The sequence below is a fragment of the Streptomyces sp. NPDC048258 genome (assembly GCF_043201995.1).
GTDB lineage: Bacteria > Actinomycetota > Actinomycetes > Streptomycetales > Streptomycetaceae > Streptomyces.
Map to the genome: position 1 here is coordinate 83,619 of NZ_JBICZH010000023.1, position 23,771 is coordinate 107,389.

At 70.3% G+C, this 23,771-nt stretch carries 21 protein-coding genes and 3 pseudogenes; 17 read left to right on the plus strand and 7 right to left on the minus strand.

The features are described from left to right. Positions 1 to 59: 59 nt before the first annotated feature. Complete coding sequence (locus ACGFYQ_RS35385; RefSeq protein WP_393750308.1) at positions 60 to 464, plus strand: hypothetical protein; 405 nt, start codon at positions 60 to 62, stop codon at positions 462 to 464. Positions 465 to 1,052: 588 nt separating this feature from the next. After that, positions 1,053 to 1,256 (plus strand): annotated as a pseudogene (locus ACGFYQ_RS35390) (transposase family protein); the annotation flags it as partial. A 170-nt stretch (positions 1,257 to 1,426) separates the two neighbouring features. Here the strand turns inward: ACGFYQ_RS35390 and ACGFYQ_RS35395 are convergent. Both ACGFYQ_RS35395 and ACGFYQ_RS35400 read right to left on the minus strand, forming a co-directional pair. After that, positions 1,427 to 4,828, minus strand: a complete 3,402-nt coding sequence (locus tag ACGFYQ_RS35395; RefSeq protein ID WP_393750309.1) for a hypothetical protein — start codon at positions 4,826 to 4,828, stop codon at positions 1,427 to 1,429. Between the two features lie 134 nt (positions 4,829 to 4,962). Then, positions 4,963 to 5,289 carry a hypothetical protein gene (locus ACGFYQ_RS35400; protein WP_393750310.1) on the minus strand — a complete coding sequence of 109 codons (327 nt, stop codon included), beginning with the start codon at positions 5,287 to 5,289 and terminating at the stop codon, positions 4,963 to 4,965. 1,329 nt (positions 5,290 to 6,618) lie between these two features. On the opposite strand from ACGFYQ_RS35400, the gene ACGFYQ_RS35405 reads away from it, so the two are divergent. Beyond that, complete coding sequence (locus tag ACGFYQ_RS35405; RefSeq protein ID WP_393750311.1) at positions 6,619 to 6,966, plus strand: hypothetical protein; 348 nt, start codon at positions 6,619 to 6,621, stop codon at positions 6,964 to 6,966. Positions 6,967 to 7,579: 613 nt separating this feature from the next. On the opposite strand, the gene ACGFYQ_RS35410 is transcribed toward ACGFYQ_RS35405, so the two are convergent. Continuing rightward, positions 7,580 to 7,930: a cold-shock protein gene (locus ACGFYQ_RS35410; RefSeq protein WP_393750312.1), complete on the minus strand. Its 351-nt coding sequence runs from the start codon at positions 7,928 to 7,930 to the stop codon at positions 7,580 to 7,582. Between the two features lie 444 nt (positions 7,931 to 8,374). Between ACGFYQ_RS35410 and ACGFYQ_RS35415 the strand changes: the two genes are divergently transcribed. Beyond that, positions 8,375 to 8,605, plus strand: a complete 231-nt coding sequence (locus ACGFYQ_RS35415) for a response regulator transcription factor (RefSeq protein WP_393750313.1) — start codon at positions 8,375 to 8,377, stop codon at positions 8,603 to 8,605. A gap of 245 nt (positions 8,606 to 8,850) precedes the next feature. Here the strand turns inward: ACGFYQ_RS35415 and ACGFYQ_RS35420 are convergent, their stop codons facing one another. Beyond that, entirely contained in the window at positions 8,851 to 10,041 is a 1,191-nt protein-coding gene (locus tag ACGFYQ_RS35420) for a cytochrome P450 (RefSeq protein ID WP_393750314.1), read from the minus strand. Positions 10,042 to 10,224: 183 nt separating this feature from the next. Between ACGFYQ_RS35420 and ACGFYQ_RS35425 the strand changes: the two genes are divergently transcribed. Further along, on the plus strand, positions 10,225 to 10,899 hold the full coding sequence (locus ACGFYQ_RS35425; RefSeq protein WP_393750315.1) for a helix-turn-helix domain-containing protein: 675 nt from the start codon (positions 10,225 to 10,227) through the stop codon (positions 10,897 to 10,899). 123 nt (positions 10,900 to 11,022) lie between these two features. Here ACGFYQ_RS35425 and ACGFYQ_RS35430 read toward each other — a convergent pair whose 3' ends face one another. Then, positions 11,023 to 11,376, minus strand: a complete 354-nt coding sequence (locus ACGFYQ_RS35430; RefSeq protein ID WP_393750316.1) for an acetylxylan esterase — start codon at positions 11,374 to 11,376, stop codon at positions 11,023 to 11,025. Between the two features lie 92 nt (positions 11,377 to 11,468). Then, a pseudogene (locus ACGFYQ_RS35435) lies at positions 11,469 to 11,642 on the minus strand (phytanoyl-CoA dioxygenase family protein); the annotation flags it as partial. On the opposite strand from ACGFYQ_RS35435, the gene ACGFYQ_RS35440 reads away from it, so the two are divergent. Then, the gene (locus ACGFYQ_RS35440; RefSeq protein ID WP_393750317.1) at positions 11,625 to 12,134 is read left to right on the plus strand and encodes a hypothetical protein; all 510 of its coding nucleotides are present in this window, start codon (positions 11,625 to 11,627) and stop codon (positions 12,132 to 12,134) included. The pseudogene ACGFYQ_RS35435 and the gene ACGFYQ_RS35440 sit on opposite strands and share 18 nt — an antisense overlap. 114 nt (positions 12,135 to 12,248) lie before the next feature. Here ACGFYQ_RS35440 and ACGFYQ_RS35445 read toward each other — a convergent pair whose 3' ends face one another. Then, the gene (locus ACGFYQ_RS35445; RefSeq protein WP_393750318.1) at positions 12,249 to 12,845 is read right to left on the minus strand and encodes a TetR/AcrR family transcriptional regulator; all 597 of its coding nucleotides are present in this window, start codon (positions 12,843 to 12,845) and stop codon (positions 12,249 to 12,251) included. Between the two features lie 132 nt (positions 12,846 to 12,977). On the opposite strand from ACGFYQ_RS35445, the gene ACGFYQ_RS35450 reads away from it, so the two are divergent. From ACGFYQ_RS35450 to ACGFYQ_RS35500, 11 genes and pseudogenes are all read left to right on the plus strand, one after another. Beyond that, entirely contained in the window at positions 12,978 to 13,766 is a 789-nt protein-coding gene (locus ACGFYQ_RS35450) for an SDR family NAD(P)-dependent oxidoreductase (RefSeq protein ID WP_393750319.1), read from the plus strand. Positions 13,767 to 13,785: 19 nt separating this feature from the next. After that, a complete protein-coding gene (locus ACGFYQ_RS35455) occupies positions 13,786 to 13,974 on the plus strand; it encodes a hypothetical protein (protein ID WP_393750320.1) in 189 nt (62 codons plus the stop codon). A gap of 1,069 nt (positions 13,975 to 15,043) precedes the next feature. Beyond that, complete coding sequence (locus ACGFYQ_RS35460; RefSeq protein WP_393750321.1) at positions 15,044 to 15,169, plus strand: hypothetical protein; 126 nt, start codon at positions 15,044 to 15,046, stop codon at positions 15,167 to 15,169. A gap of 107 nt (positions 15,170 to 15,276) precedes the next feature. Next, positions 15,277 to 15,486 (plus strand): annotated as a pseudogene (locus ACGFYQ_RS35465) (hypothetical protein); the annotation flags it as partial. Between the two features lie 48 nt (positions 15,487 to 15,534). Further along, positions 15,535 to 16,788, plus strand: a complete 1,254-nt coding sequence (locus ACGFYQ_RS35470) for an MFS transporter (RefSeq protein ID WP_393750343.1) — start codon at positions 15,535 to 15,537, stop codon at positions 16,786 to 16,788. Next, on the plus strand, positions 16,772 to 18,049 hold the full coding sequence (locus ACGFYQ_RS35475; RefSeq protein WP_393750322.1) for a hypothetical protein: 1,278 nt from the start codon (positions 16,772 to 16,774) through the stop codon (positions 18,047 to 18,049). Before ACGFYQ_RS35470 ends, ACGFYQ_RS35475 begins: the two co-directional genes overlap by 17 nt. Further along, complete coding sequence (locus tag ACGFYQ_RS35480) at positions 18,046 to 20,049, plus strand: B12-binding domain-containing radical SAM protein (protein ID WP_393750323.1); 2,004 nt, start codon at positions 18,046 to 18,048, stop codon at positions 20,047 to 20,049. The genes ACGFYQ_RS35475 and ACGFYQ_RS35480 overlap by 4 nt, the downstream gene beginning before the upstream one ends. Beyond that, positions 20,049 to 20,984, plus strand: a complete 936-nt coding sequence (locus ACGFYQ_RS35485; protein ID WP_393750324.1) for a DUF692 family multinuclear iron-containing protein — start codon at positions 20,049 to 20,051, stop codon at positions 20,982 to 20,984. The genes ACGFYQ_RS35480 and ACGFYQ_RS35485 overlap by 1 nt, the downstream gene beginning before the upstream one ends. Then, a complete protein-coding gene (locus ACGFYQ_RS35490) occupies positions 20,974 to 21,789 on the plus strand; it encodes a hypothetical protein (protein WP_393750325.1) in 816 nt (271 codons plus the stop codon). The genes ACGFYQ_RS35485 and ACGFYQ_RS35490 overlap by 11 nt, the downstream gene beginning before the upstream one ends. A 29-nt stretch (positions 21,790 to 21,818) precedes the next feature. Then, positions 21,819 to 22,619 carry a JmjC domain-containing protein gene (locus ACGFYQ_RS35495; protein ID WP_393750326.1) on the plus strand — a complete coding sequence of 267 codons (801 nt, stop codon included), beginning with the start codon at positions 21,819 to 21,821 and terminating at the stop codon, positions 22,617 to 22,619. Positions 22,620 to 22,630: 11 nt separating this feature from the next. Then, positions 22,631 to 23,695, plus strand: coding sequence for an aKG-HExxH-type peptide beta-hydroxylase (locus ACGFYQ_RS35500; protein WP_393750327.1), 1,065 nt, complete (start codon positions 22,631 to 22,633; stop codon positions 23,693 to 23,695). Positions 23,696 to 23,771: the final 76 nt, after the last annotated feature.

The window sequence follows — 23,771 nt, forward strand, 5'->3', positions numbered from 1 at the left end:
AAAGGGAGGTGAGTACGTGCGCTCTGCCGCAGTGCTGGGCCGGCCGGGACGCTTGGGCCATGCGCCAGAGATCACTGAAACTCGCTCCCTACCTGCTGGTTCTCATACCGGTTGCGGCATGGGCCGCCTGGCTGGGCTGGGACCAGCATCGTGACGTACATCCCGACGGCTCGGTGACCGGCCCGTACGAGGCCTGGCAGGTGATCGGGTTGGTGCTGACCCTGCTGGCACCGGTGTACTGGGCGGCGTCCCGGCGCCACGTCGCGAGCGCCGTGATCGGCACCTCGGCCGGTCTGACCGCCGCCGCCTGCTACGACTGGTCGGACGACGCCAGCGGCCTCTTCCTGATTGGCGTAGGCATGGTCATGACTGCAAGCCTCGTGGCGACGTTCGCCCTGTCCACCCTGATCGCCTCCGTGACACGGGCCGGACGACGGGGCGACCCGGGACCGACCGGAGCCTGAGACCGCCGTTGCGCCCCGGCCCGGATGCCGGCGCGTGAATCACGTCGGATCGCCGCGTACAGAGCGCCCTTGAGCCTCGGCGGCCGGGGTCGTGCCCTGCGATCAGCCTCACGAGGGGGAGGCGTAGGCCGTCTTCAACCTGGAGGACGGGGCGTACCCGGGCAGGGAGGAGGTCACCGCGACCGCCACGGAGAGGTGCGCCGGCACGGCGCTCACCGACTACGTGGGCCGATATCCACGAAGCTCTCGGACACGCTGCGGGTGTACTCCTACTACCCGTCCGCCGCCAGCTGGGGCCCGGGCGACCGCGAAGTCACCTGCTTCCTGGGCGACACCAGCGGCTCGAGCACCGGCTCGGCCCACGCCACCGGCTCCTGAACGGATCGTTCACAGCGGCCGGGCGGGGGTGACGGTCACCGTGCACGCGGCGGTGCCGGCGGTCTCCTCACGAGCCCGCTCACCCATTGAGTGGTGTGCATCGTGAAAACTGCAGGTCGGGCGGGCTGGTGTGCGTGGATGCCGGCGTGCTCGTGCTGGTCTGCGGCGGGTGTCCAGGGTGAAGATCGTCTGCCCGGGTGACTGGGGCGGTTCAAGGCCGCCCGGAACCGGCCCCTGACCCGGGGTCAGAAGCTGTCCAACAAAGCGCTGGCCGCGGTCCGGGCGCCGGTCGAGCACGGCTTCGCCCACCTGAAGAACTGGCGCGTGCTCGGCAAGGTCCACGCCGACCCGAACTGGGCGACCGCGCTGGTGCGGGCCCTGCTGGTCCTGACGAACCGCGAAGTCGCCCGCTGACCGACGATCTACGCGAGAGTCATCCGCCCACGCCCAGCACGAGCACGAGCACGCCGACATCCACGCACACCAGGCCCGTGACCTGCAACTTCACGATGCACACCACTCAGAGGTAGCTGGCCATTTGGGATGTTGCCAGCGAAAGATCGTCGCACATGTGGGATTCGCCGTCAGCCGCAGGTGGGGTGGTAAGGGAGCATGGGCAGGTACTGCTGCCACTGCGGACGGGTCGGGGTGTCGGTGTTGGCGCAGATCTGTCGGACGCTCTCGTCCACTGCCAGTGGCCACAGTCGAACCGTGTTGTCCCATCCGCCAGTGGCGAGGGTCTGGCTGTTGGGGACGTATGCCAGTGAGGTGAGTTCGGCAGTGCTGATGGCAAGGGGTTGGCCGATCGCCGCAGGGTGGGCCGGGTCCGTGACGTTCCACAGGCGCACACCGTCTCCGGTGGTGGCGAGGGTGTGCCCGTCGGGGCTGAAGGCCAGGGCGGTGACACGGCTGGTGTAGCCGCTCAGCGGCGGCCCGAGGAGCGTGGGGTGGTTGTGGTCGGAGATGTTCCACAACTTGACGTCGCCGTCTCCTGGGCCGCCACTGATGGCAGTTGAGCTGACCGTGGCGAGGGTGCGCCCGTCCGGGCTGAGCGCCATCCATAAGGCGCCGCCGGTGATGGGCGGCCCGGAGCGGGCCGGACGGTCCGGATCGGTCACATCCCACAGCTGCACCGTGTTGGACGTATAGCGACCGGCGATGGCGAGGGTGTGTCCGTCGGAGCTGAAGACGAAGCTGGTCTGCATCCAGCCGCGACTGGTGTCACCGTCAGTGGTGATCGGCTTGCCGCGTAGCCGGGGATGGACGGGGTCCGACACGTCCCAGAGGCTCACGCTGTGTTCGCCGCCGACGACGACGGTGCCGGTGGCGGTGGCGAGGGTCTTTCCGTCGGGGCTGAACCCCACCGACGAGACGCCGGTTCCGGCGCCCACGGAGAAGTTGATCTGTGAGAGGACGGCAGGCTTGGTCGGTTCTTCGAGGTTCCAGAGGATCACGCGCCTCTCGCCGTTGGCGAGGGTGGCGAGGGTGCGGCTGTCGGGGCTGAACGCCAGGGATATGACGGTGTTGCTGAAGTCCTTGATCATGCTGAGGGGGGTGGGGTGCGCTGGATCCGAGGTGTTCCACAGTCGCACGGTGTTGTCGGTGGAGGCAGAGGCGAGGATGCGGCCGTTAGGAGCCGGCACAGTCGAGGTGACGACTTTGGTGTGGCCGGTCAGCAGGGCGGTGGGCAGGTGCCACAGATGCACCGTGCGGTCACCGCTGGTGGTAGCAACTGTGCGACCGTCGCGGGCGAACGACATGGCGGCCATGTAGTGGCCGGCCAGGGGCGGGGCGATGGATGTCGGATGGGCAGGGTCGGTGATGTTCCACAGCCGGAGAGTCCGCTCTCCGCCGGGGGTGGCGAGGGTGCGGCCGTCCGCGCTCAACGCCATCGCGCTGAGATTACCGAGGAAACTCGTCACGGGACCGCCCAACGCGACCACGTGCGTCGGGTCAGTCACATTCAGCAGCTGGACGGCGCCGCCGTGGCCGATGGCGAGGGTGCGGCCGTCCGGAGTGAACATCGCGACGCTGAGAGCGGTCCAGATCTTGCCGAGCGGGGCAGGGTGAGCGGGGTCCGTGACGTTCCACATCCGTGCCCCATCGTCCACGGAGGAGGTGACGAGGGACCGGCTGTCCGGGCTGAACGTGACGACGTTGACTGCGGACGCGTGCTTGAGGGGCTGGCCCAGCGGGACGGGGCGGGCGGGGTCCCTCACGTCCCACAGTTGTTCCTCCGTGTAGCTGCCGGTGCCGGTGGCCAGCGAGTGCCCGTCAGGGCTGAACCCCAGTGGGCTGCCGCCGGTGGTATGCGGGAGGGCTGTGCCGAGCGCGCGGGGACGGGCTGGGTCCGTGACATCCCACAGTCGTACCCCCTCTTTCTCTTTGCCGGGGACCGGGCCGGGGGATGTGGCGAGTGTGCCTCCATCGGGGCTGAACACCATCCAGGCAGCGCCAGGAACCCGGAGGGGCTCGCCGAGCAGGACGGGATGTGCCGGGTTCGTCATGTCCCAGAACCGCACTATGCCTGTGTCTTTGGCGTCGTCGTGGCCTGCGGCGGCGAGCGTACGGCCATCAGGGCTGAATGCCACCTTGTAGACACTGGAGGAGAAATCGCCCAGGACGGTGGACAGCGGCTTGTTCGCGTCTTCGACCAGGCGTGTGTAGCGGTCTCCGGTGGGATTCAGTCGATATGCCTCGATGTCGACCCTGGCCGCGAGTGAAGGGTCGGTGGCGCGTAGCTGGTCCGCTCGTGCGGTGACCTGGCTGATCAGCGCGGTCTGCTGCTGGGTCCGGGCGAGGTCGCGCTGGTGGAGGGCGAATGCCCCCGTCATCACGGCGGCGAGGACGAGCGCTGTGACAGCGATGCGGCCGGTGCGGAACTGCCGGGCGTACCGGTCGGCCTCGCGCAGGGTGGCAGCGAACCTCACGTCACCGGGACGGGGAGCAGTCGCGGAGACTTCGAGCCGGTTCGGCTCGGGTGCCACCAGGCGGAAGCCCTTGCGGCGCGCGGCGAGCAGCTTCGCGTCCAAGCCCGCGACCCTGAGCAGGCGGCCGTCCGCGTCGAGGGCGCCGGTCACCACGGTGCGCGGGCGCAGTCCGTAGAAGACGTCTCGGAGCCGGCCCGCACCGGGCCGGCTCCGCAGCAGGGCGCGAAGCCCGAGCGCGAAGGCAACGCCGAGGGAGGGCCCCTCGATCCGTTCGGGGGCCGAGGGTTCGTCGGACAGGATGATCCGCCACACCACGCAGCGGCCTTCGGTCTGCGCACCGGCCAGGCGCCAGGCCGTGCCCAGCGCGGAGGCGAACTGGGCATTCGGGCTGCGCACCCCGTCCATCGTCCGCGGGTCGGGATACAGCCCTGCCGGTCCCGGGGTGAACTCGCGCAGTTCCAGAATGCCGGTGGCGCCCTCGGCGGCCGGGGCCTCTCCGCTCCGTCCGGGTGAGCGGCCGAAGACCACGGGGACCCGCACGACAGAGCGCCTGCGCGGTGCGATGCCCGCCATCATGAGCGCGGCGATCACCAGAAGTCCCTCGGCAGCCAGCGACGGCCCGTCCGGAGCCGCGGCATGGCGCAGCTGCCGGCTCCGTTGTAGGAGCGCGTCGATTCCGCCGGCGAGACGGGGCGAGAGTTCGGCGAGTCCCTTGCCGGAGGGCTCCGCGGGCCCAGGAGCGGCTTCGGAGCACAGCAGTCCGCTGCCCTCCCACGCTTCGAGCAGTCGTATGAGTGCGCCGTCGTGCCCCTCGGCACCGCCCTTCGGCCCGGCGAGCGCCCTGGCCAGGAGGAGGGGGTGATCGGCTCGCATCACAGCCGCGTGCTCTTGGTCCGGCGCGGTGGCCCCGAGCCAGGCGCGCAGTTCCTCGGAGCCGCGACCGGCGAGCCACGCCGGATCGTCACGAACCGCCTCGCTGCAGCAGCTCCACCACAGCGCCGACTCTCCCAGCAGCTCCCGGACTGCGGCCTGCGGGCCGGATGCCCGCTCCAGCACGTTCTCGACCGTGGTCCGAGCCGTGGGGCCGCCACGGGTCGTCGGCCAGCGCCAGCCCGTTCGGCGCGTCGCCACGGCCGCCGCGGGGGCTACATCCTGAGTACTCGCGCGATGCCCAGGTCCCGCTGCCCCGGTCACCGCAGCTCCTGGTCAATGACGCGACGAAGACCGGCGTCCGAAATCAGCGCCCGCACCTCGCGCCAGGCATCACGGGTCGCGTCATTGAGCGAGGCGCCGACCGACAGTGTGACCGTCGCGACGTCCCACGTACTGTCCGGACCCACCGGTGCCGCCACGGAGGCCGTCCATCCCTCCCCGACGAAGCCCGGGAGCCGGACGTACGAGGCAGCAGGGCCAAAACGCCCCCGCACCACAGGCACGAGCAGCACCCGCTCAGAACCGGCCCCGCCCGCGTACCTGACCGCCGTCATCAGTGGCGCGGCGCCCTCGACGCCGTGCACGACAAGTTCCAGGCTGTACCCAGGGACGGAGTCCCGGTGCCTGCGCACGAGGAACCGGGCGGTGCCGTCCGGGGACGATGCCTCCAACAGCACGGTGTCGCCTCCCGCGGCGGCCAGGCCGCCGGCCTGCGGAAGCCGTGGGAGAGGAAACCAGCCCGGAGCAAGCGGCTGAGGGCGTGACCGATCGCGCGCAGCCTTGGAAGCCGGATGCCGGTTCCCGGTTGGCTTCTCCGGGAGGAAAGGCTCGGTGGCGAGGGGTCCGGAGGGTAGGTCCGCGCCGATGAACGAGGCCCATAGCCGCTGCCGCAGTGTGTACCCTGCGCGGGCGCGAGCCCCTGTCGGGGGGCGGTGGGCGACCGTGCTGCCGGTGAACGAGCGCCAGGAGCGCCGGGCGACCGAGCCGATGGTCATGACGACGCCTCCCTGGGGACGGGAGGCGTTCCCCCGTGATCCGCCGGGGTCGGAGGTGTGTCCGGCGGTGCTCCGCCGGGTGCGCGGAGAGCCTCGGTTGGTGTGGCCGCTCGGCCGATCTGGGCCAGTAGTGCCGGGGCGGAGGCTCCCACGGTCACCGCTGCGTAGATACCGGTGACCTCGGTGTGGAGCAGCCACCCGGCCGCGCCTCCCAGCGCCACGCGCACGAGTGCGGCGAGCGAGTCCGCAAGTGGATCGACGAACCTGCCGAGTGGTGGGAGCGGTGTCTCTGAAGCCCGCGCCGCATGTCGCGCCCCTTGCCAGCTGCGTAAACGTCCGTAGGTGACGACCGCTTCGGCGATCAGTCCACCGCCCGCACCGAATGCCCCGGCCTCGATCCACGTCAGCATCAATCCGCCCCCAGTCGACCTCATCTCGCAGTGCCTGACGGGGAGTTAGCGTACGCCTTCGGCATGCTCGCGCCGAGGGCGCACCTGACGGCGAGCGCGTCCAGCTCGCTCCGGCGAGCCGTGATCCGTTCGAGCTCCGACATCCCCGTACCCTCCCCGCGACCTGGCGGCGAACCCGCACGGCGACGGATCGTAGGCGGACCCTCGCGACAAGCGCAGCGGAACCCGAGAAAGGTGATGGCGGCGGAGCCCGTGACGCCGAGCGTCTTTGATCCGAAGCACCGGCGGATCCTCGGGGGCCCCGCCTCCGGGACGCGGGACTCCGCAGCGTCCCCGTCGTGCGCTCCGCGGCACTGCCACGTCGGCCGATGCGCGTCAAGCCACGAGTTCCAGGGGCATGACCCGCCACGGGGCATTGGGGCCCAATGGAGACACGGGCCCAGCACGGGCCCGCCGGACAAGGCCGATACCCCGGCCTCGGCCATCTCACACCACAAGGAGCAACACCATGATCCGCACCACCCTGACCCAGCGCCTCGCCCTCCTCGGCGCCTCCGGAGCCCTCGCCGCAGGTGGCGCGCTGCTGCCCTCCAGCGCCTTCGCCGCACCGGCGGCACCGCAGGTCGTCGCAGCCGTGCAGACAGCGCCCGACCACCAGGCGCACCCGATCGGCAACACGACGACGACCAGGACCGTGACGAAGACGGTCAAACGCACCCTGTTCGACGGCAGGGTCAAGGTCACCACGACCAAGACGGTCACCAAGACGACCAAGAACCACCACGGCAACGTGGTCAAGAAGACCGTCACCAAGACCGTGACCGTGCGGATCCTCCCGGCACCGGACGACGACTGACGCGGCCGGCCACCGGAGTGAAGCAGTAGCCCGCGGCCGGGCGGGGCGGCACGACGCCGCCCCGCCCGGCCCCGCCCACGACAAAGGCACTCCCTGCTGAACCGATAGCAACGATGCGCAAACTGACAGTAATCGAGCTCTGCGTAGCAGAGACACCGGAGTGGTCGACGGCGAGTGTCGATCCGACGCCGTAGCGCGCCGAGACGACAGCAGGCAGCAGCTCCCGGCCCGCCGTGGATGATGCCGCCGAGTTCCGCGGGCCGGGGTGAAGCCGGCGACTTTCGTCGGTTTCCCATCAGGTTCCCGGGGCGTCTTGCAGCGAGCGTGCCAGGCGCTGGTGCGCGCGAGAGGACGGCTGCGGTGATCACGAGGATGACGTCGAGGATGGCGAGCGATGCGAGTGGGGGCAGCCAGACGGCGGCCACACCCGCGACTACGAGGGCGGAGCAGGCGAGGAAGCGTTCGGTCCACGCTCCGCCTGCGGTGGTAGCGCCCCACCACCACAGGCGGGGGCCCGAGCCGATGGTGCAGCACACGAGATCTCCGGAGGCGGAAGGATGCCCAGGCCACCGGCTCCGGCGTCGTCCGGCGCCCCCAGCCTTGGCACCGCGGGCTACGCCGGCGGGGTCGGGCAGTCGCGTGCCTGGCTGGCGCGCTCACCGCCGTCCTCCGTGCTTGTCGGCGCTGCGGGCCCCCGGCGTCTGGGAAGGCGGCGGATGTTGTCCGCCCACAGGCCATCGCTGTCGCGGGCGAGATCGAAACGGACCAAATCGCCGCGGTCCAGGGCCTCACTGCCCTGGACCGCCTGTTGCTCCGCCCACGCCCACGCCTCCGGTTCCTCGCCGTCGGGACGGATCTGACCTATGCCCTGGTTCGCGTTGAACCACTGCACCACACCGAACGGCATCGGCAGCCTCCTGCTCATTGCGCGTTCAACAACCTTGGCCGGTACGTTGCTGCTCATGTTCGGTCCCGCACGGCCTCTCACCCACCCGACCACGGCTCACAGTCAGGGCGCATCGGAGTGCGCACCGGCGCCCGGCGCGCACCCTGCTGCGACTGCCGGGCCGGGCCGGGCCGGGCCGGGCCGGGCCGGGCCGACGGAGCTTGTGTTGCCGTAGGCGCAGCGCCCCAGTTCGCGGCCGAGGCCCTTCAGGTTCCACTCACAGACGCGTCACCTGGGGCCGGTCCGGCGTAATCCACGTGCCCCCGCGCCGCACCCGAGCCCCTCTGCGACCACACCCTTCCGCGCGTGCAGGCGTGCCCTGTCACACGCCTGTGACAGTCGGCGGACACTCTCGCGAAGTCGCTCGGCCAGTCTCTTAATAAGAGACAAAACGGGCATTTAGCCCGCTGCTTCCGAGGATGCGAGCAGTGATGACCGAGCCGATTCGGCGGAGGAAATCCCATGAGCCTCACCCTCACCAAGCCGCACACCCAGACCCCCGCAGCCGCACTGGCCCCGCGTGAGCAGGAAGCACTGCGCCACATCGCCGCAGGCCGCACCTACCTCCAGACCGCCCGCCACATGGGACTCTCCAAGCACACCGTCGACGCCTACCTCCGCCGCATCCGCGCCAAGCTGAACGCCCACAGCACCGCCGAGCTGACCCGACTGGCCATCACCCTGGGCCTGTGACACCCGGCGAAGCGCCCGAGACGCCGTGTCACCGCGCCCGCCTGTCGCCTGAGGCTGAGCGCATGGCAGATGATCCGGAAGCCCGAACGCGATCGAGCACGACCAAGGACGGCCGGGCCCGGCCGTTGACCGGGTCCAGGTCGCTGGCGACGAGGGCGAGGGCGACGAAGGCGCGATCATCGCAGGCGAGCAACCGCAGCGGTGGCGGGCGACCGTACGCGAACTCACCCGTCACCGGTTCGCGGTCACACGTCCCAGGTGACCGGGAGGCTCTTCACCCCGTAGATGTCCGCGGTCTCCGGGCGCAGGCCGACTTCTTCGGCCGGTACGGCCAGGCGCAGCGTGGGGAAGCGGTTGAGCAGCGCGGAGAACGCGACCCGCATCTCGACGCGGGCCAGCTGCTGGCCCAGGCACAGGTGGGTGCCGTGGCCGAAGGCCAGGTGTCCGCCGTCCTTCCGGTGGAGGTCGAGCACGTGGGGATCGGTGAAGCGCTCGGGGTCGCGGTTGGCGGTGTTGTACGACAGGACGACCGTCGTGCCGGCCTTGATGGTCTGGCCGCCCACCTCGACGTCCACCAGCGCCGTCCTCATGAAGGTCTTGGCGACGCTCAGATACCGCAACAGTTCCTCCACGGCGCGGTCGGCGAGCGCCGGATCGGCGCGCAGAGCGGCCAGTTGCGCCGGGTTCTGCAGCAGCGCGAAGGTGCCAAGGGACAGCATGTTCGCGGTGGTGTCGAACCCGGCCGCCAGCAGGATGAGGCTGATCCCCTTCAGCTCCTCATCGGTCAGATCGCTGTCGGTGAGCTCGCTGAGCACGTCGTCGGTGGGGTTCGCGCGCTTGGCGGCCACCAGCTCCGCGAGGTACTGCTGGGTCGCGGTGTAGGCGGCTATCAGCTCCTCTTCGCTCGGCTCCCCGTTCATGAACGAGTCGATCTGCTCCTGGAAGGAGTCCCGGTCCTGGTACGGCACCCCCAGCAGCTCACAGATGATGATGGTGGGGATGGGCTTGGCGAACGCGGTCACCAGGTCCGTCGGCGGGCCGGCCTCCTCCATGGCGTCCAGGCAGTCGGTGGTGATCTGCTCGACGCGCTCGGTGAGCAGTCGCATGCGCCGTGCGGTGAACTTGCCCACCAGCGGTTTCCGGTAGCGCCCGTGCTGTGGTTCGTCCATGAGGAGGAACTCGCCGGGCGGCGCCGGAGGGAGCTCGAAGTCGACCACGTTCAGGAGCTCCTTGCGCGAGCTGAACCGCGGGTCGGCCAGGACCGACCTGACCAGGTCGTATCCGGTGATCAGCCAGCCGGGCTTCCCGCCGGGGTGGGTGTAGTGGCTGATGGGCCCGTGCCGGCGGGCGTCGATCAGCCCTGCCGGCGGGTCGAAGGGGCAGCCGGGCCGGCGCGCCGCCGGCAGCGTCGTGACGGTGTGGAGGGATTCACCCATGGCCATTCCTCATCTCGCGACATTACGTGTTTGACAGGTATCGAAAGCTACGTTGCGTTCAGAGTTCCGTCAATCGACTGAATGGCATTTCTCCAGGTGGGAGACGGTAAATTGATGCAATGACGCTGAAAGCGAATGCAATGGCGCGTTGCATTGAATGACGGCGAAGGCAATACTGGCGGCATGCCCGGAGGACGACTGACCCAGCAGGACCGCCAGCGCATCGCGGCCGGCCTCGGCGACGGGCTCTCCTACGCCGAGATCGCCAGGCGGCTCGACCGGCCGACCTCGACGATCAGCCGGGAGGTCGCACGCAACGGCGGCCCCGGAGGCTACCGGCCCCAGCAGGCGCACCGGGCGACGGTCCAACGGGCGCAGCGCGGCACACCGGCACCCCCGCGCGCGGCCGGAGTGCCGGGCGGCACGATGGAAGAGGAGATCATCGAGCTGGCGGTCAGGTCGGGGCTGCCGAGGATGACAGCGCGCGTGCACGTCGACCTGCTGCTGTCCGAGGACGGCAGGCGCACCGCAGCCGAGCTGACCCGCAGGCTGAAGGTCAGCCCGGCCTCCGTCTCCGTGGCCGTGAACTTCCTTGTCGAGCAGGGGTATGTCCGGCGCGAGCGCGATCCGCAGCGGCGCCGCGACATCTATGTGGTCGACGACGACGCCTGGTACCACTCGATCATGATCAGCTCGCGGCAGACGCTGGAGGCGGCGCAGGCCGCGATGGCGGCGGCCGAGACGCTCGGGCTGGACACGCCCGTGGGGCAGCGGCTGGCCAAGGTGGGGACGTTCCTGGAGCGAGTCGTCGAGGACATGATGGTGTCGGCCGACCACTGGCGCGCCCTCCTGGCGTGATGGGCGGCACCCGGCCCGCCGTACGGCACGACCGGATCGGCCGCCGTCTGCCCTGGCCTTCCCGGGTTCTGAGCCGCCGTCGGCATGCCATGTCCTGCCGGGTTCGTCCCCCGACCGGCGCCCTCAGGCCAGCACCTTCCCGAGGAAGGCGAGTTGGGTCACCTGGTGGTGGGGGCCTCCTCCCTCGTGCGCGTTGTAGGGGTAGACATGGATCTCCTTGTGCCCGGCGTAGTGGTTGTGGGCGGCGTACACGGTGGAGGGTGGGGTGATCTGGTCCATGAGGGCGACCGAGAACAGGACCGGTGCCCGGGAGCGTGCCGCGAAGTTGACGCAGTCGAAGTAGGACAGGGTCCGAAACACCCGGTCGACTTTGTCGCGGTGGGCACGGCAGTAGGCGGCGATCTCGCGGAACGGGGCTTCGTCGGTGACCTCGGCGCCGCGGCTGAAGTGGTACAGGAACGGTACGTCCGCCGCCATCGGTTGTGCCGCTCCTGGAAGCGGACGGTGACCACCCGGCGGGGTGCGCCGCTGACGTTGGGCCCGCTGCCGTGGTAGGTGCGGCAGTGGTGGAAGCTGAGCTGCCCCTTGTTGAAGGCGAGCGGGACGGCCTTTGCGCGGGTGCCGTTGTGGCGCGCGGTGGCGTGGAGCAGGCCCTCCAGCCTGTGGGTGTCGCGCTGGGCGAAGTGGAGGGTGCTGCTGTCCGGAAGGGGGAGTTCCTCCCACCGGTGGCTGCCGTCGATCACGGTGAGGGTGCCGAGTCCTTCCTCGCCGAGGTCCAGGTGCGCGACCTCGCCGTCTCGGGGGTGGTGGTGGCGCTCGCGTTCCTGAGTGCCGGGGCCGGTCAGCTCCTGGTGGGTGGCCTCGGTGCGCGTGCCGCGCTCCCGGTGGCGTGCTGCGGGCTCATCGTGGCGGCGGCGCTCATCGCCACCGCTCTGCTCGGAAGGCTCCTCGTGCCCCTGATCGCCGCCGCCGTGCTCACCGGGCTGGCCACCGGCGTCGCCGTCAGGGACGGCGTCACGCGCATCGCCACATCGGTGGCCCCCGAACGGCGCGGCGAGGCGTTCTCGGCCTTCTACGTGATCCTGTACGCGATGCTCGCCACGCCCGCAGTCGGCGTCGGTGTCCTGGTGGAGGCGTACGGCCTCACCACGGCCGGGACCGTGTTCGCCGCCGCTGTCGCCGCGCTCGCGGCGGCCGTGCTCGCCGCACTCGTGCGGGCGCGGGTGGGCGCGTGACTTCCGCGCCCCCACTTGGCGACGGCACCCCGGACGACGTGGACGCGGCTCGGGTGCTGGGTCCAAGCCTGAACCCCCACTCGGCTCATCGGGGTGCGAAGTGCAGAGAACTCGTCAAGGGCTGAGGAAGCTGCCCTCTCGACCCATGCCACGCAACAATGTGTCGACCACGAGGGTTGCCAGTTCATCGACATTGTCGGCTTCGTCCGAGCGGTTCTGGGCGGCCTCGTGAATGAGGGCGTAATAGACACGGCGAGCCCATGCCAGGTCAGTGTCAGGGCGTAGCACGCCGGCTTCCAGTGCGCGCTGGAACAGGCGGTCGCACTGATCGAGCACATCGGCATGCGCTCGTGCCACGTCGGGGTCCTCCGGCGTGGTCCTGCTCATTGCGAACCCCCACCCGATCTTGACCCGGAGGACGTTGGCGGTCGCTTGGTAGAGGGCGACCAATGGTGGAGCGCTGTCGGGATGGGCGCTCGTCACGGCTTCGTGGAACTGCCGCGTGGCCCAGGCCGTCAGAGCGTCCACCAAGGCCTCGCGGCTGGTGAACCGGCGATGCACGGTCGTCCGGGCGACTCCGGCCGCCTCCGCGATCTGCTCCATCGTGGCCGCCGGATTGGAGCTGAGGACACGCTCGGCGGCTTCCAGGATGGCCCTCACGGTCCGCTCCGCGTCCGCGCGCAGTGGCCGCTGCCGACTCTTCTGATCCACGAGGCTCCCTCTCCCTGACTCTCCGAGAAGAGTACGGGATAGTCGCCACTCATCCACAACTTGCAACATTCGTGTTGCAAGTTCTAGAGTTTACGCATCGAACAAGACTCATTTCTTGGATAGGGGTGCTCCATGGACCTGAAGCTGACCAACAAGGCCGCTGTCGTGACCGGCGCCAGTCGGGGGATCGGTTTGGCCATCGTCTCCGCACTGGTGGGTGAGGGCATGCGCGTGGTGGCCGCGGCACGGACGATCACACCAGAGCTCAAGGCCACCGGCGCGATCGGCGTATCCGTGGACCTTTCAAAAGCCGACGGTCCTGCCCGGCTCGTCGCCCAGGCCGAAGCCGAGCTCGGCGGGCTGGATCTCCTGGTCAACAACGTCGGCGGCGGCGACGCCGGGGAGGGCCAGACGGGCGGCTTCCTCACCTTCACCGACCAGCAGTGGCACGACGCGTTCGACCTGAATTTCCTCGCCTCGGTCCGCACGACCCGGGCCGCTCTGCCTCACCTCACCAGCAGCCGCGGCGCCATCGTCAACATCTCCTCCAACGGAGCCAGGACCCCGCATGCGGGCCCCATCACCTACACCACTGCCAAGGCCGCACTGACCGCGTTCGGCAAGGCGCTGGCCGAGGAGTTCGGCCCCCAGGGCGTGCGCGTCAACACCGTCTCGCCCGGCCCCGTCCGCACGGACATGTGGGAAAGCCCCGACGGCTACGGAGCCGAGCTGGCCGAGTCGATGGGCCTGGAACAGAAACAGCTCCTGGCCCATCTCCCGACCGCCATGGGCATGGTCACCGGCAGGCTCGTGAGCCCCGACGAGGTCGCCGCCCTCGTCACCTACCTCGCATCGCCCCTCGCCGGCAGCACCACCGGGGCGGACCACATCATCGACGGAGGCGCGATAAAGACCGTGTGACCACGGGCGCGGTGCCGCCGTGCTGCTGGTGCGCAGACAAGCCGCAATTGCGCGGCTCTCACTCCTCGTCGTCGGGGAGGAAGGCGTCTGCAATCTGGATCAGCTCGGCCTCGCTCAGTTGCGGTGGGGACCACTCACGGAGGCGTGCGTGCTCGACGCATCGTTCATCACCGGCACGTGGTACCGCTCAGGTCGTTCGCCGGGCTGAGAACGTCATGGACGGCTGATCCGGTCGCCGCGAGCACCGAGCCGGCACGCAGGTAGCTCACGAGGTCCCCGTCGTACGGATCACCCTTGCTGCGCACGAAGGCGTGCCAGGCGATACGGCGGGTAACGCAATGACTCGTCGAAGGGAGTCCGTTCAGGTACGCAGCGACATCAGCGGACCATCGGCCCGGAGTCGGTGATGTGCCACCCTACCGACGGGCAGCACGCGCAACCTCCTCCCCTTCAGAGCCCGCCCTTGTCGCCGGAGCCCTGCAGAGACCGGCAAATGGATCATTTGAGGCGCCGGGTGGTGCGGCGGCCGCCCAGAACCAGCCCGCGAGAAGCCGCCACGCCGCTACGCGGTGTTCGGCGCGTAGGCGGGGCGGGCCCGTTGGGACGGCGGCGTGTGACGGTTCGGCGGTACGGGTCGCGGTGTCAGTCGCCTCCGCCGCCACCGCAGGAGGAGCCGCCACCGCAGGACGTGCCGTCTCCGCAGGAGAAGCTGACGCCGTCGTTCTTCCACGATCCCGAACGCCGTCTCCTCCGCGATGACCTGCCGCCGAACGCGCCGCCTCGCGCGGCCTGGAAGAGCCCCCAGGCGAGACCGATCCCCACGATTACCAGGTGTTCCATGTCCGTTACCCCCGTTCTCCTCCATTCTCGCCTGTGCGAGGGGATGCGCCGCACCGCCCGCGTGACAGCTGGTGCAGGCCGTCGGCATCCGCCACGAGGCGGGTGTGATCCCGACGGCCTGGCCGTGGCCGGCGCGTGTCTCCGCCAACCTGTCCAACGACAGTTGGCGTGATCCGGCCCAGGACGTCTGCATGCCCCCCCCTGAACTCAAGGCGAAATCAAGCCAGACGACACTCATCCGAATTAAGAATTCCAGTTTCATTGACCATTGGCCCAGGTCAGGCAGACACAGATGAATTAAACCTTCCACTTCAGCCGCCGTTCCGGCCAAACTGGCTTCGACTCTTTACTGGCGCGAAGCGCGCTCCATAGAATCGGGGTCGCTCCACTGATAGGCATCCGTCTATCGGTTCCATCTTCCTTATGTTGGAGGAATTATGGGCGAGTCCACGAACGAGCAGAACATCATCGAGGACATCGAGTCCCTCGACAGCCTCGAAGTGCTTGAGGCCGAGGACCTGGACGAGGGCGTGGCGTTCCACGCGTTCCGTTTCCGGAACTGACTCTGAGCAGGCCGTCGGCCCCACAGCGGCTCTGAGCTCGCTGTTCACAGTTCAGGCCGCCCGGGGTCGGCGGCCGGCTTCAGCGCGAGAAAGGCTTCCCGCCCCCCGTGAGAATCTATCTTGATCTGCTCGGCCAACGACGTTTCGCGGCACTCTGTTTCGGGCAGGCGGTCTCGCTCCTCGGTGATGCACTGTTCCCGATCATCGTCGTTGTTGCCGCTGCGCAGGCGGGAACTCCGGCAGAGACCATTGGGGCCGCATTCGCGGCCCGATTTCTCGCGCTGGGCGGTGTGGTTCTCTTCAGTGGCGCTCTTCTGGATCGTATTAATCCGGTAATCGCCGCAGTGACCGCTGATGCCACGCGGGTGTTCGCACTGATCACCCTGGCCCTCTTCTGGCACGGAGACCTGGACGCGGTCGTCCTTGCCGTCGCGATCGTCATCGGGCTCTGCGAGGCGGTGAGCGAGCCGGCGCTGCTCGTCATCGCCCCTCGCATCCTGCCCGGAAAGGATCCGGCGGCCGGTCCCCGTTCGGAGGAGGACGAGGAAGCCGAGGAGCACCGGATCACCGCCGCCTACGGGCTGCTGGAGGGCATGCGCAACACCTCGGGCATCGTGGGGCCGACGCTGGCTGCCGCACTCATCGCGCTGCTCAGCCCGTCGGCAGGCGCTCTGGCCGCCGCCGTGACCTTCGGCCTGTCCGCGGCCGCCACCCGCTGGGCCGGTGGCCGGTATGCGGCGCGGTCCGCCGCGCCGGAAGCCGGGAAGAGCACCGAGGACTTCCGGGAACACGCCGGAGAGCGGACCGGGGAACCGGCCCCGGAACCGGCCGGGGAACTCGCCGGGCCGGAGGAGCGGAAGGAAGCAGAAGAGGAGGAGCCCGAGGAGCCTCTGCTGCGCTCCGCCCTGGGCGGCCTGGCCGTGCTGTGGCGGGTGCGCTGGCTGCGCTACGTACAGCTGCTGGCCGTGGTGCACGTCCTGTTCGCCGTCGGGCCGTGGATGGTGGCCCTGCCGGTACTCATCATCGAGCGGGGACACAGCGCCACCGTCTACGCGCTGGTCCTCGGCTCCTTCGCGGCGGGAACGGTGGTCGGCGCCTTCCTCGGCGGCCGGATCCGCGGCAGCCGTCGCGGTCTGTACGCGCTGGGGCTGCTCGGCCTGTTCGGCCTGACCGCGCTGGCGCCCGTGCTGACGGAATCGGTGCTGCTGCTGACGGCCGCCTTCGTCGTCGGCGGGATCGGCCAGCAGGCCTTCGACGTGGTGAAGATGGCCGGGCTGCGCCGGGAGGTGCCCGACCGCCTGCACGGCCGCGCGTTCTCCGCGGACTTCTTCTTCTCCTTCGCTTCGCTGCCGCTCGGCCAGTTGCTGGGCGCGGCACTGCTGCACTTCCTCGACGCGGAATCAATCATGCTCTGGGCCGGCGTCCTCGTCCTCGTGACCACCGCCCTGACGATGTTCAGCCCGGACACCCGCCGCTTCGGCTCCGCCCCGGTTCCGTCCGCGGACAAGCCCGCCGACAAGCCCGGGGACGAGGCCGGCGGGGAGCCGAAGCCGCAGACGCAGCCTCAATCAGCGGAGGCCCTCTCCGCGGAACGGGCCGAGGATGTCCGGACACGTTGACCTCTTCGAGGAGCACGGTGAGGTGGCGGCCCTCTGGACCGAGGGCCTCTACCGGGACCGCACCGTCGTCTGCTTCGACCGCCACCTCGACCTCAAACCGCTCGCCCCGGGCGGCGAGGAGGCCCTGAGCCGGGCGGCCGCGCGGGGCGAGGACCCTGCCGGGCTGCTGCGGAGGCTCCCGGTCCGGGGCGTTGCCGGCGCCTTCGGGCTGGACGACTTCTGGTCGGCGGCCGCGATCGCCGGCGGACTCACCGATCTGGTGTGGGTGCCCAGTTGGACCTCCCACGAGGGCTGGGCGGCGACGGCGGTGGACTCCGTCTCACTGATCGCCACGGGCGGCGCCGACGCCGAACCCCGGATGAGCGACTGCTGCCTGACCGTCCGGCTGTGCGGGGTGTGGCTGGCCGTCGTACCGCCCGATCTGCTCACCCGGCACCTCGCGGCGCACGTGTCCGGCGACGTCGTGGTCGACATCGACCTGGACTGGCTGATGGACGAGCACGGCCGGGCTGACCATTCCGTGGAGGACCTGGCCTCGATGGTCGCCGCCTGTGGCGGTGAGCTGTCCGCGATGACCTGGTCGACCCGGTCCGGTTTCCTGCCCCACGAATTCCGCCGGGTCGGCGCGGACGTCGCCGCACGGCTGGGCCTGCGGGCTCGCACCTCCTCCTTCCTGCCCTCCACGCCGTGGCCGGAGGACCTCCTGCTCAACGTCCACCGGGGGCACACGCTGCCGGCGGACGAGGACGGTACGGGGACGGCGGAGCGTGGCAGCGGTACGGAGGCCGCGCCCGGCGTGGCGATCGCGCTGCGCGGTCTGGCCCTCGCCTCCCAGAGTCCGGCGCAGGCCCAGGAGTTCTACGAGCGGGCCGTGGCCGGCGGGTACCGGTCGAGCTGGCTCGCGTACAAGATCGGTATCGCCCATTACGCGCGGGGCGGGCACCGGACGGCCAGGTACTGGCTGCGCGAAGCGATCGCCGTCGACGGCCGGGACACCCTGGCGATGCACGCGCGCATCATGTCGGTCCGGGCCACCACCCGGCTCGACGGTCCCGGCCCGGCCCTGGACGAGCTGCGCGGCCTGGCGGACGAACTGCCGCTACGGGCCGGGGTCTGGCGCACGCTGCGGCTGCTCTCGCAGCACGCGGGCGACCGGGAGAGCGCGGCCGCGGCCGGCCGGCGGCTGGAGCTGATCGGCGGGCTGACCGGCCCGCAGGGCACCGGCCCGCGCGGTGCGGGGCAGGGCGCGGAGCAGGTATGACGGGCGGCCCGGGCAGCGACGTACTGCTGGTGATGCCGCCGGTGAGCGAAGCCGTGCAGTTCCCGTACCTCGCGCTGCCGCAGCTCACCGCGGCGTGGACGGCCCAGGGCTACGACGTGATCTGCTGCGATCTGAACCTTGAGTACCGCAGCGCGGTCCTGCGCCGGCGCGCGACGGACGAGGACCCCGGGCGGCCCGGGTCCGGCGAAGGTCCGCGGCCACCGGCCAAGGAGGTCTTCCGACGCGTCTCCGATCGCTACCGGGAGCATCACGGCCAGCGGCTGCTGGACCGGTCCCGCGACCGCACCTCCGGCTTCGACCAGGAGGTGGCGATCCGCGCGATCGTCCGCTACGTCACCCAGCAGGCCACCCAGGACGGGTGGATGCTCCCCGGTCCCCTCCTGATGTCCCGGCTGGACAGGCTGGTGCGGGCCGGTACCGAAGGCTGGTCCGCCCGCTGGGGCGCCGACCGTCTCGAAGCACTGCTGGACGAACACCGGTCCAGGGTCCTGGCGTTCTCCGTACCGTTCTTCAGCCAGCTCGTTCCCACGCTCGCCCTGTGCACGCTGCTCAAGCAGCGGCGTCCCGAGCAGCGGATCATGGTCGGCGGGCCTACGGTGCAGATGTGGGAGAAGGCGCTGCGCCACAGGGTCGCGGCGGCGCGCCTCATCGACCACTGGTGCCTCGGGCACGGCGAGGACTATCTCGCGAAGGTCCTCGGCGGGCCGATGGCCGCGGGCCCGCAGCCGCCCGCCGCGGAACCGGGACCCGGGCCGGACCCTGACCTGGAGCCGGGACGGGAAGTGGGGCTGGAGGCGCGGCGGGAGGCACGGCTGGAGGCGGCCGGACTCGCGGACGGCTTCGTGCTGAACGACCAGCCGATGCCGGACTTCGGCCAGTTCGACTTCGCCGACTACAGCAACCAGGCCCACCAGTTCCCCTACCGGCTCACCGTCGGTTGTTTCTGGGGAAAGTGCACGTTCTGTTCGTACGGCAACCGCTACCACGACGCCCGGGCCTTCCAGCAGATCGCCCCGGAGGCGGCCGCCGCGCATCTGGTCGCGCTCGCCGCCCGGCTGGGCATCACGGATGTGGCGGTCACCGACGAGAACACCGGACTGCGGCATCTGCTCCGAGTGATGCAGGCGGTGCGCGACCAGGGAGTTTCGCTGACCTTCCGGGTCCGGGCCCGGCTCGAACCCGAGCTGGCCGACTCGGAGTTCTGCAAGCGGCTGTACGAACTGGGCTGCGTGCAGATGTCGGCGGGGTACGAGACCGACCACCAGGACATCCTCGACTCCCTGCGCAAGGGCCAGGACGCCCGGCACGCGGAGCTGGCCGTGGGGAATCTGACCGCGGCCGGGATCACCACCAATCTGTCCTTCATGGACGGCTTCGCCCATCCGGCCGCCGAGCAGGGGTACCGCGACACGGCCGAGGTCATCCAGCGCCACCCCGAGGACATGGGCCTCGACACCATGCAGCTGCTCGTCGCCGAGCCGGGAAGCCATCTGTGGGAGAGCCGCCGGATCCGGCCGGACGACGAGTACCTGATCACCAACGAGGGCCTGGCCTTCGCCGCGGGACGCGTCGGCGGCGCCCTGCTCGACGAAGCGGCGACCGAAGAAGCCCGGCAGCGGCTGCTGCGCATGTCGGTGGAGGCCGTTCCCGACGCGGAACGTGCGAGCCGGCCCGACCTCGCGCAGCGCCCGGAGTCGGCGGGCGGGGCAGGGGCTGGAGCCGGGGCCGGGGTCGGGGCGCCGACGACGGCCGGGGCGCGGGTGAAACCGCGGTTCGGCGTCGCCCTGGACGTCGTACGGGCCCAGTGGTTCCTGGCCGATGTCGCCTGGCCCCGGATGGCGGCCCTGCCGCCAGGGGTGGAGCGCACGACCGACGGCCGGCTCACCGCCGAGGGCCCGGAGGCCCGGCGCTGGCTCTCGCGCATGGTGGACAAACGACTGCTCGTACTGGATCAACCAGGAGTGGAGGGGGTCTCCTGATGGAGAAACTGGGACTTGGCCTGGGCATGGATCTCGTCTGGGGCGAACGGATCGGTTTCGACAAGACCGGCGAGGGACGCCCCACGGACCAGGTGACGGCGTTCCTCGGACGGAGCGCGCAGGAGTACGACTACATGTTCGTCGCCTTCCAGCCCATCGACTACGGACCGCTGGAGCCGGAGCGCTACTTCCCGGCCTACGACCGGCTCTTCGAGCTGTTCGGCGCGGGCCGTCCGCGCGCGTTCCACCACACGATGCTCAACACCGGAAGCCCCGAGGGCTACGAGAAGTCCGCGATCGCGGACTTCACCAACGCCCTCATCGAGCGCTACGGGTTCCGCTGGGTGATCGAGGACCTCGGCATATGGTCCCTGGGCGGCCGGAGCCTGCCGTATCCGATGCCGCCGGTGCTGACCGCCGAGGGGCTGCGGCGCTGCGTCAGCCATGTCGGCGAGTGGGTCGAACGACTGGACGCGCCGCTGTCGGTGGAGTTCCCGGGCTTCACCGAGGGTGGCAGCTTTCTGGTGGGGACCATGGACGCCTTCGAGTTCTTCGACACGGTGGTCCGCGAGACGGGTGCGCTCGCCACGGTCGACGTCGGGCACATCCTCGCCTACCAGTGGCTGATGGGGCGTACAGGGGAGCGCATGCTCGACGGGCTGGAGGCCCTGCCCCTGGACCGCTGCCACGAGGTACACCTGTCGGGCTGCCAGATCGTCGACGGGCGCTTCCGGGACCTGCACCACGGGGTGCTGCTCGACGAGCAGTTGATGCTGCTCGAACATCTTCTGCCGAGAATGCCGCGGCTGGCCGGTGTCACATACGAGGACCCGAAGTTCGACGCCGCCGGGGAGCTCGTGCCGAAGTCGCGGCCGAATGCCGAGCGGCTCTTCTCCCTGGTGCGGGCGTGGAAGGAGGAGACCCGTGCTGCCTGATCACCTGCCGGGGTCGGCCCACCGGACGACCGAGGCCGGGCGGCACGAGCGCATCCTGCACGTGCTGGACCGGCTGCTGCACGACAAGACCGTACGCACCGCCTTCATCGAGGGCGGGCCGTCCCATCCTGAGCTGGGGCTCGACGCGGATCTGATCACCGCCTTCGAGCGGGTGGACGTACGGGAACTCGCCCTGGTCGGGCGGAACATCCGCTCGGAGGTGGTCAGCGGCGGGACCGGTACGGGGCCCGGCCTGGGGCGGATCTTCCCCCGGTCGCTGGAGGTGGTCCGCGAGCGCACCGGCCGTACGCCCCATGAGATCGCCGAACTCTTCATCGCCTCACCGCAGTTCCAGGACTTCCGGGATGTTCCGTTCTCGCCCGCGAGGCGGGGGAGGCTCCTTCCCGAGTGCTTCCATCGTTTCGTGGCGGAGTCCCGGCTGTTCGGACCTTCCGGTGCGCTGGGTGAGGCGGCGGGTGTGGAGCCGCTCGTCCACCACGAGGCCGCGGTGGCCGTGGCCCAGGCGATCGCCACCGGTGCCGGTGCGACCTTCGACGTCGGGCTGGCGGACACCGCGGTGCACGAGGGGACGCTGTACGCGTTCCGTGACTATGCCGAGGCGCCGGCCGCATGGGGACTGGTTCCCACGATGTATCTCGCCGCTCCGGGCCGGTGTGTGATCGGCGGCGGAAGCCGGGCGGTCTTCGGGGCGCTCGTCGCAGTCCTCACCGGACGCGGCGAGGAGCTCGCACCGGAGGTCCGCGAGGCGCTGGAAAAGCGGCTGGATGCCTGGGGGTTGCGTTGAGCGGGAACAGCGGAAGGGGTGGGACGAGCGTGACGGACGAGTCGGGACTGCTGGGCGAGTCGGGACTGGTCGAGAGCCGGGAGCTGGACGTCGGTCTCTTCTACCGAGATTTCTGGCGCCGCCGGCCGGTGGTGTGGCGGGGCTGCGGGGACGTCTTCCTCTCCCCCGCCCTCGACTGGTCCGACATCGAGGCGCTGGAAGGGCGGCTGGCGGATGAGCCGCAGGCGAAGTCGGACGTGCACCGGCGCGAGGACGGCCAGGTGCTGTTCGTCAACCAGGCACAGCACGTGCTGAGCGAACTCGCCGAAGCCTGCGCGGCTCTGGCCGAGCGCTTCGGCTGGGAGCAGTGCACCGCCGATCTTTCGGTGACCCGGGGCCGGGGCGCCGGCATCGGCTGCCACTTCGACCACAGCGACAACTTCGTCGTCCAGCAGCAGGGGTCGAAGAACTGGCTGGTCGGCCTTCCGGAGCACACTTCGCAGGAGCGGCAGCGCAAACGGATGCTGGAGACGAAGGGCTTCGTTCCGTCGGGCCGGCTGCCCGAGACGCCCTTCCAGGTCGAGCTGATGCCGGGCGACGTGCTGTACCTCCCGGTGTTCGCCCCGCACGAAGGAACCGAGGGCGCGCAGCAGGACGGCGGTTCGGTGAGCGTCTCCTTCTCCTACAACGCGGAATCCGCCCTGAACCAGTACCTCCGGCCGCTGCTGCGCCGGTTGTCGGAGGAGGAGGCCTGGTGGGGGCCGCTGCCGCCCGGTGGCGCCGACCTCGACCGGCTTGAGGGGGCGCTGGTGCGGGCCCTGCGGACCGTGGCCCGGGCCCGGACGATCTAGGTGGGAGAACCATGCGCGTAAAGGATCTGGCGGCGGACAGGTCGGCGGCGGGGCTGCCGGAGCTGTCCCTGATCGTGCTCGCCGAAGGCCCCGAGGCCATAGCGGCCGATACGCAGCTGAACCGGGTTGTCGCCAGGCAGTACCTGGTCCGCGCTCTGCGCGCCGTCCAGCGGCTGGACGCGGAGCACCGGTCTGATCCGGCGCTGACCGCGGTCCGCGAAATGCTGGACGGCATGGACGTGGACGCCGCTCTGCACTGGGCGCTGCGGCCGGAGGTGACCGGCTGGATCTGGCGCAGCGAGGTGGGCGCCGCGGATCCGGCGCGGCTGCTGCGCCTGCTCGCCGACTGCCTGGCGTACGAGCCGGCCGCGGCTCCCGCCTCCGTACGGCTGGGCGGCGCCGGGCCGGTCGGCACCTCGGCACCGGTGGTCACCGGGGACGGTCTCGCCCAGGGCTCGCTTCTGCTCGGCTGGGCGTCGGAGGGCGACGAGGAGGCCGTCAGGCTCGATCCGGCACGTGCCCGCTCGTTCGCCTCGCGACTGCAGGCGGCGGCGGACATCCTGGAGCAGGTGTGGCCCGAGGGGCTGGCCGTGGTCGCGACCGACATCCGGGCCTTCGGAGCGCTGGGCGGCCATCGCGGGCTGAAGCCGCTGAACTTCAGCGTGCACGGGCTGCGCGGGCTCGTCCTGACCAGCGAGCGCCCCGCGTACATGCTGGCGCAGTCGCTCGTGCACGAGGCCACCCATCAGCGCTTCAGCGGAGTGCTGGACTGCGTGTCGCTCGTACGGAATCCCAAGGCGACCCACTACTCGCCGTTCGTCGATGCCGAGCGCCCGCTCGGGCACATCCTGCACGGCATCCTGTCCTTCATCAACGACGCGTACGCCGCCGGGCGCTACCAGCCGACGGAGAGCGATCCCGTCGAGCTGGACCGCCTGGAGCGCTACCGGCTCCAGAAGGCGGGGCAGCTGCGGACCGCCGAGAAGAACCTGCTGGAGGCGGCCGAACTGACAGCGGCCGGCGAGCAGCTCATGGCCGGCTGCCGGGAGGCGATCAGCAGGCTGAGCCGTGGGTGACGCCCTCCCGGTAAGCGCCGGGGTGACCCTCGGATATCAGCTCGGGAATCCGGTCGGGAATCCGGTCGGGAATCCG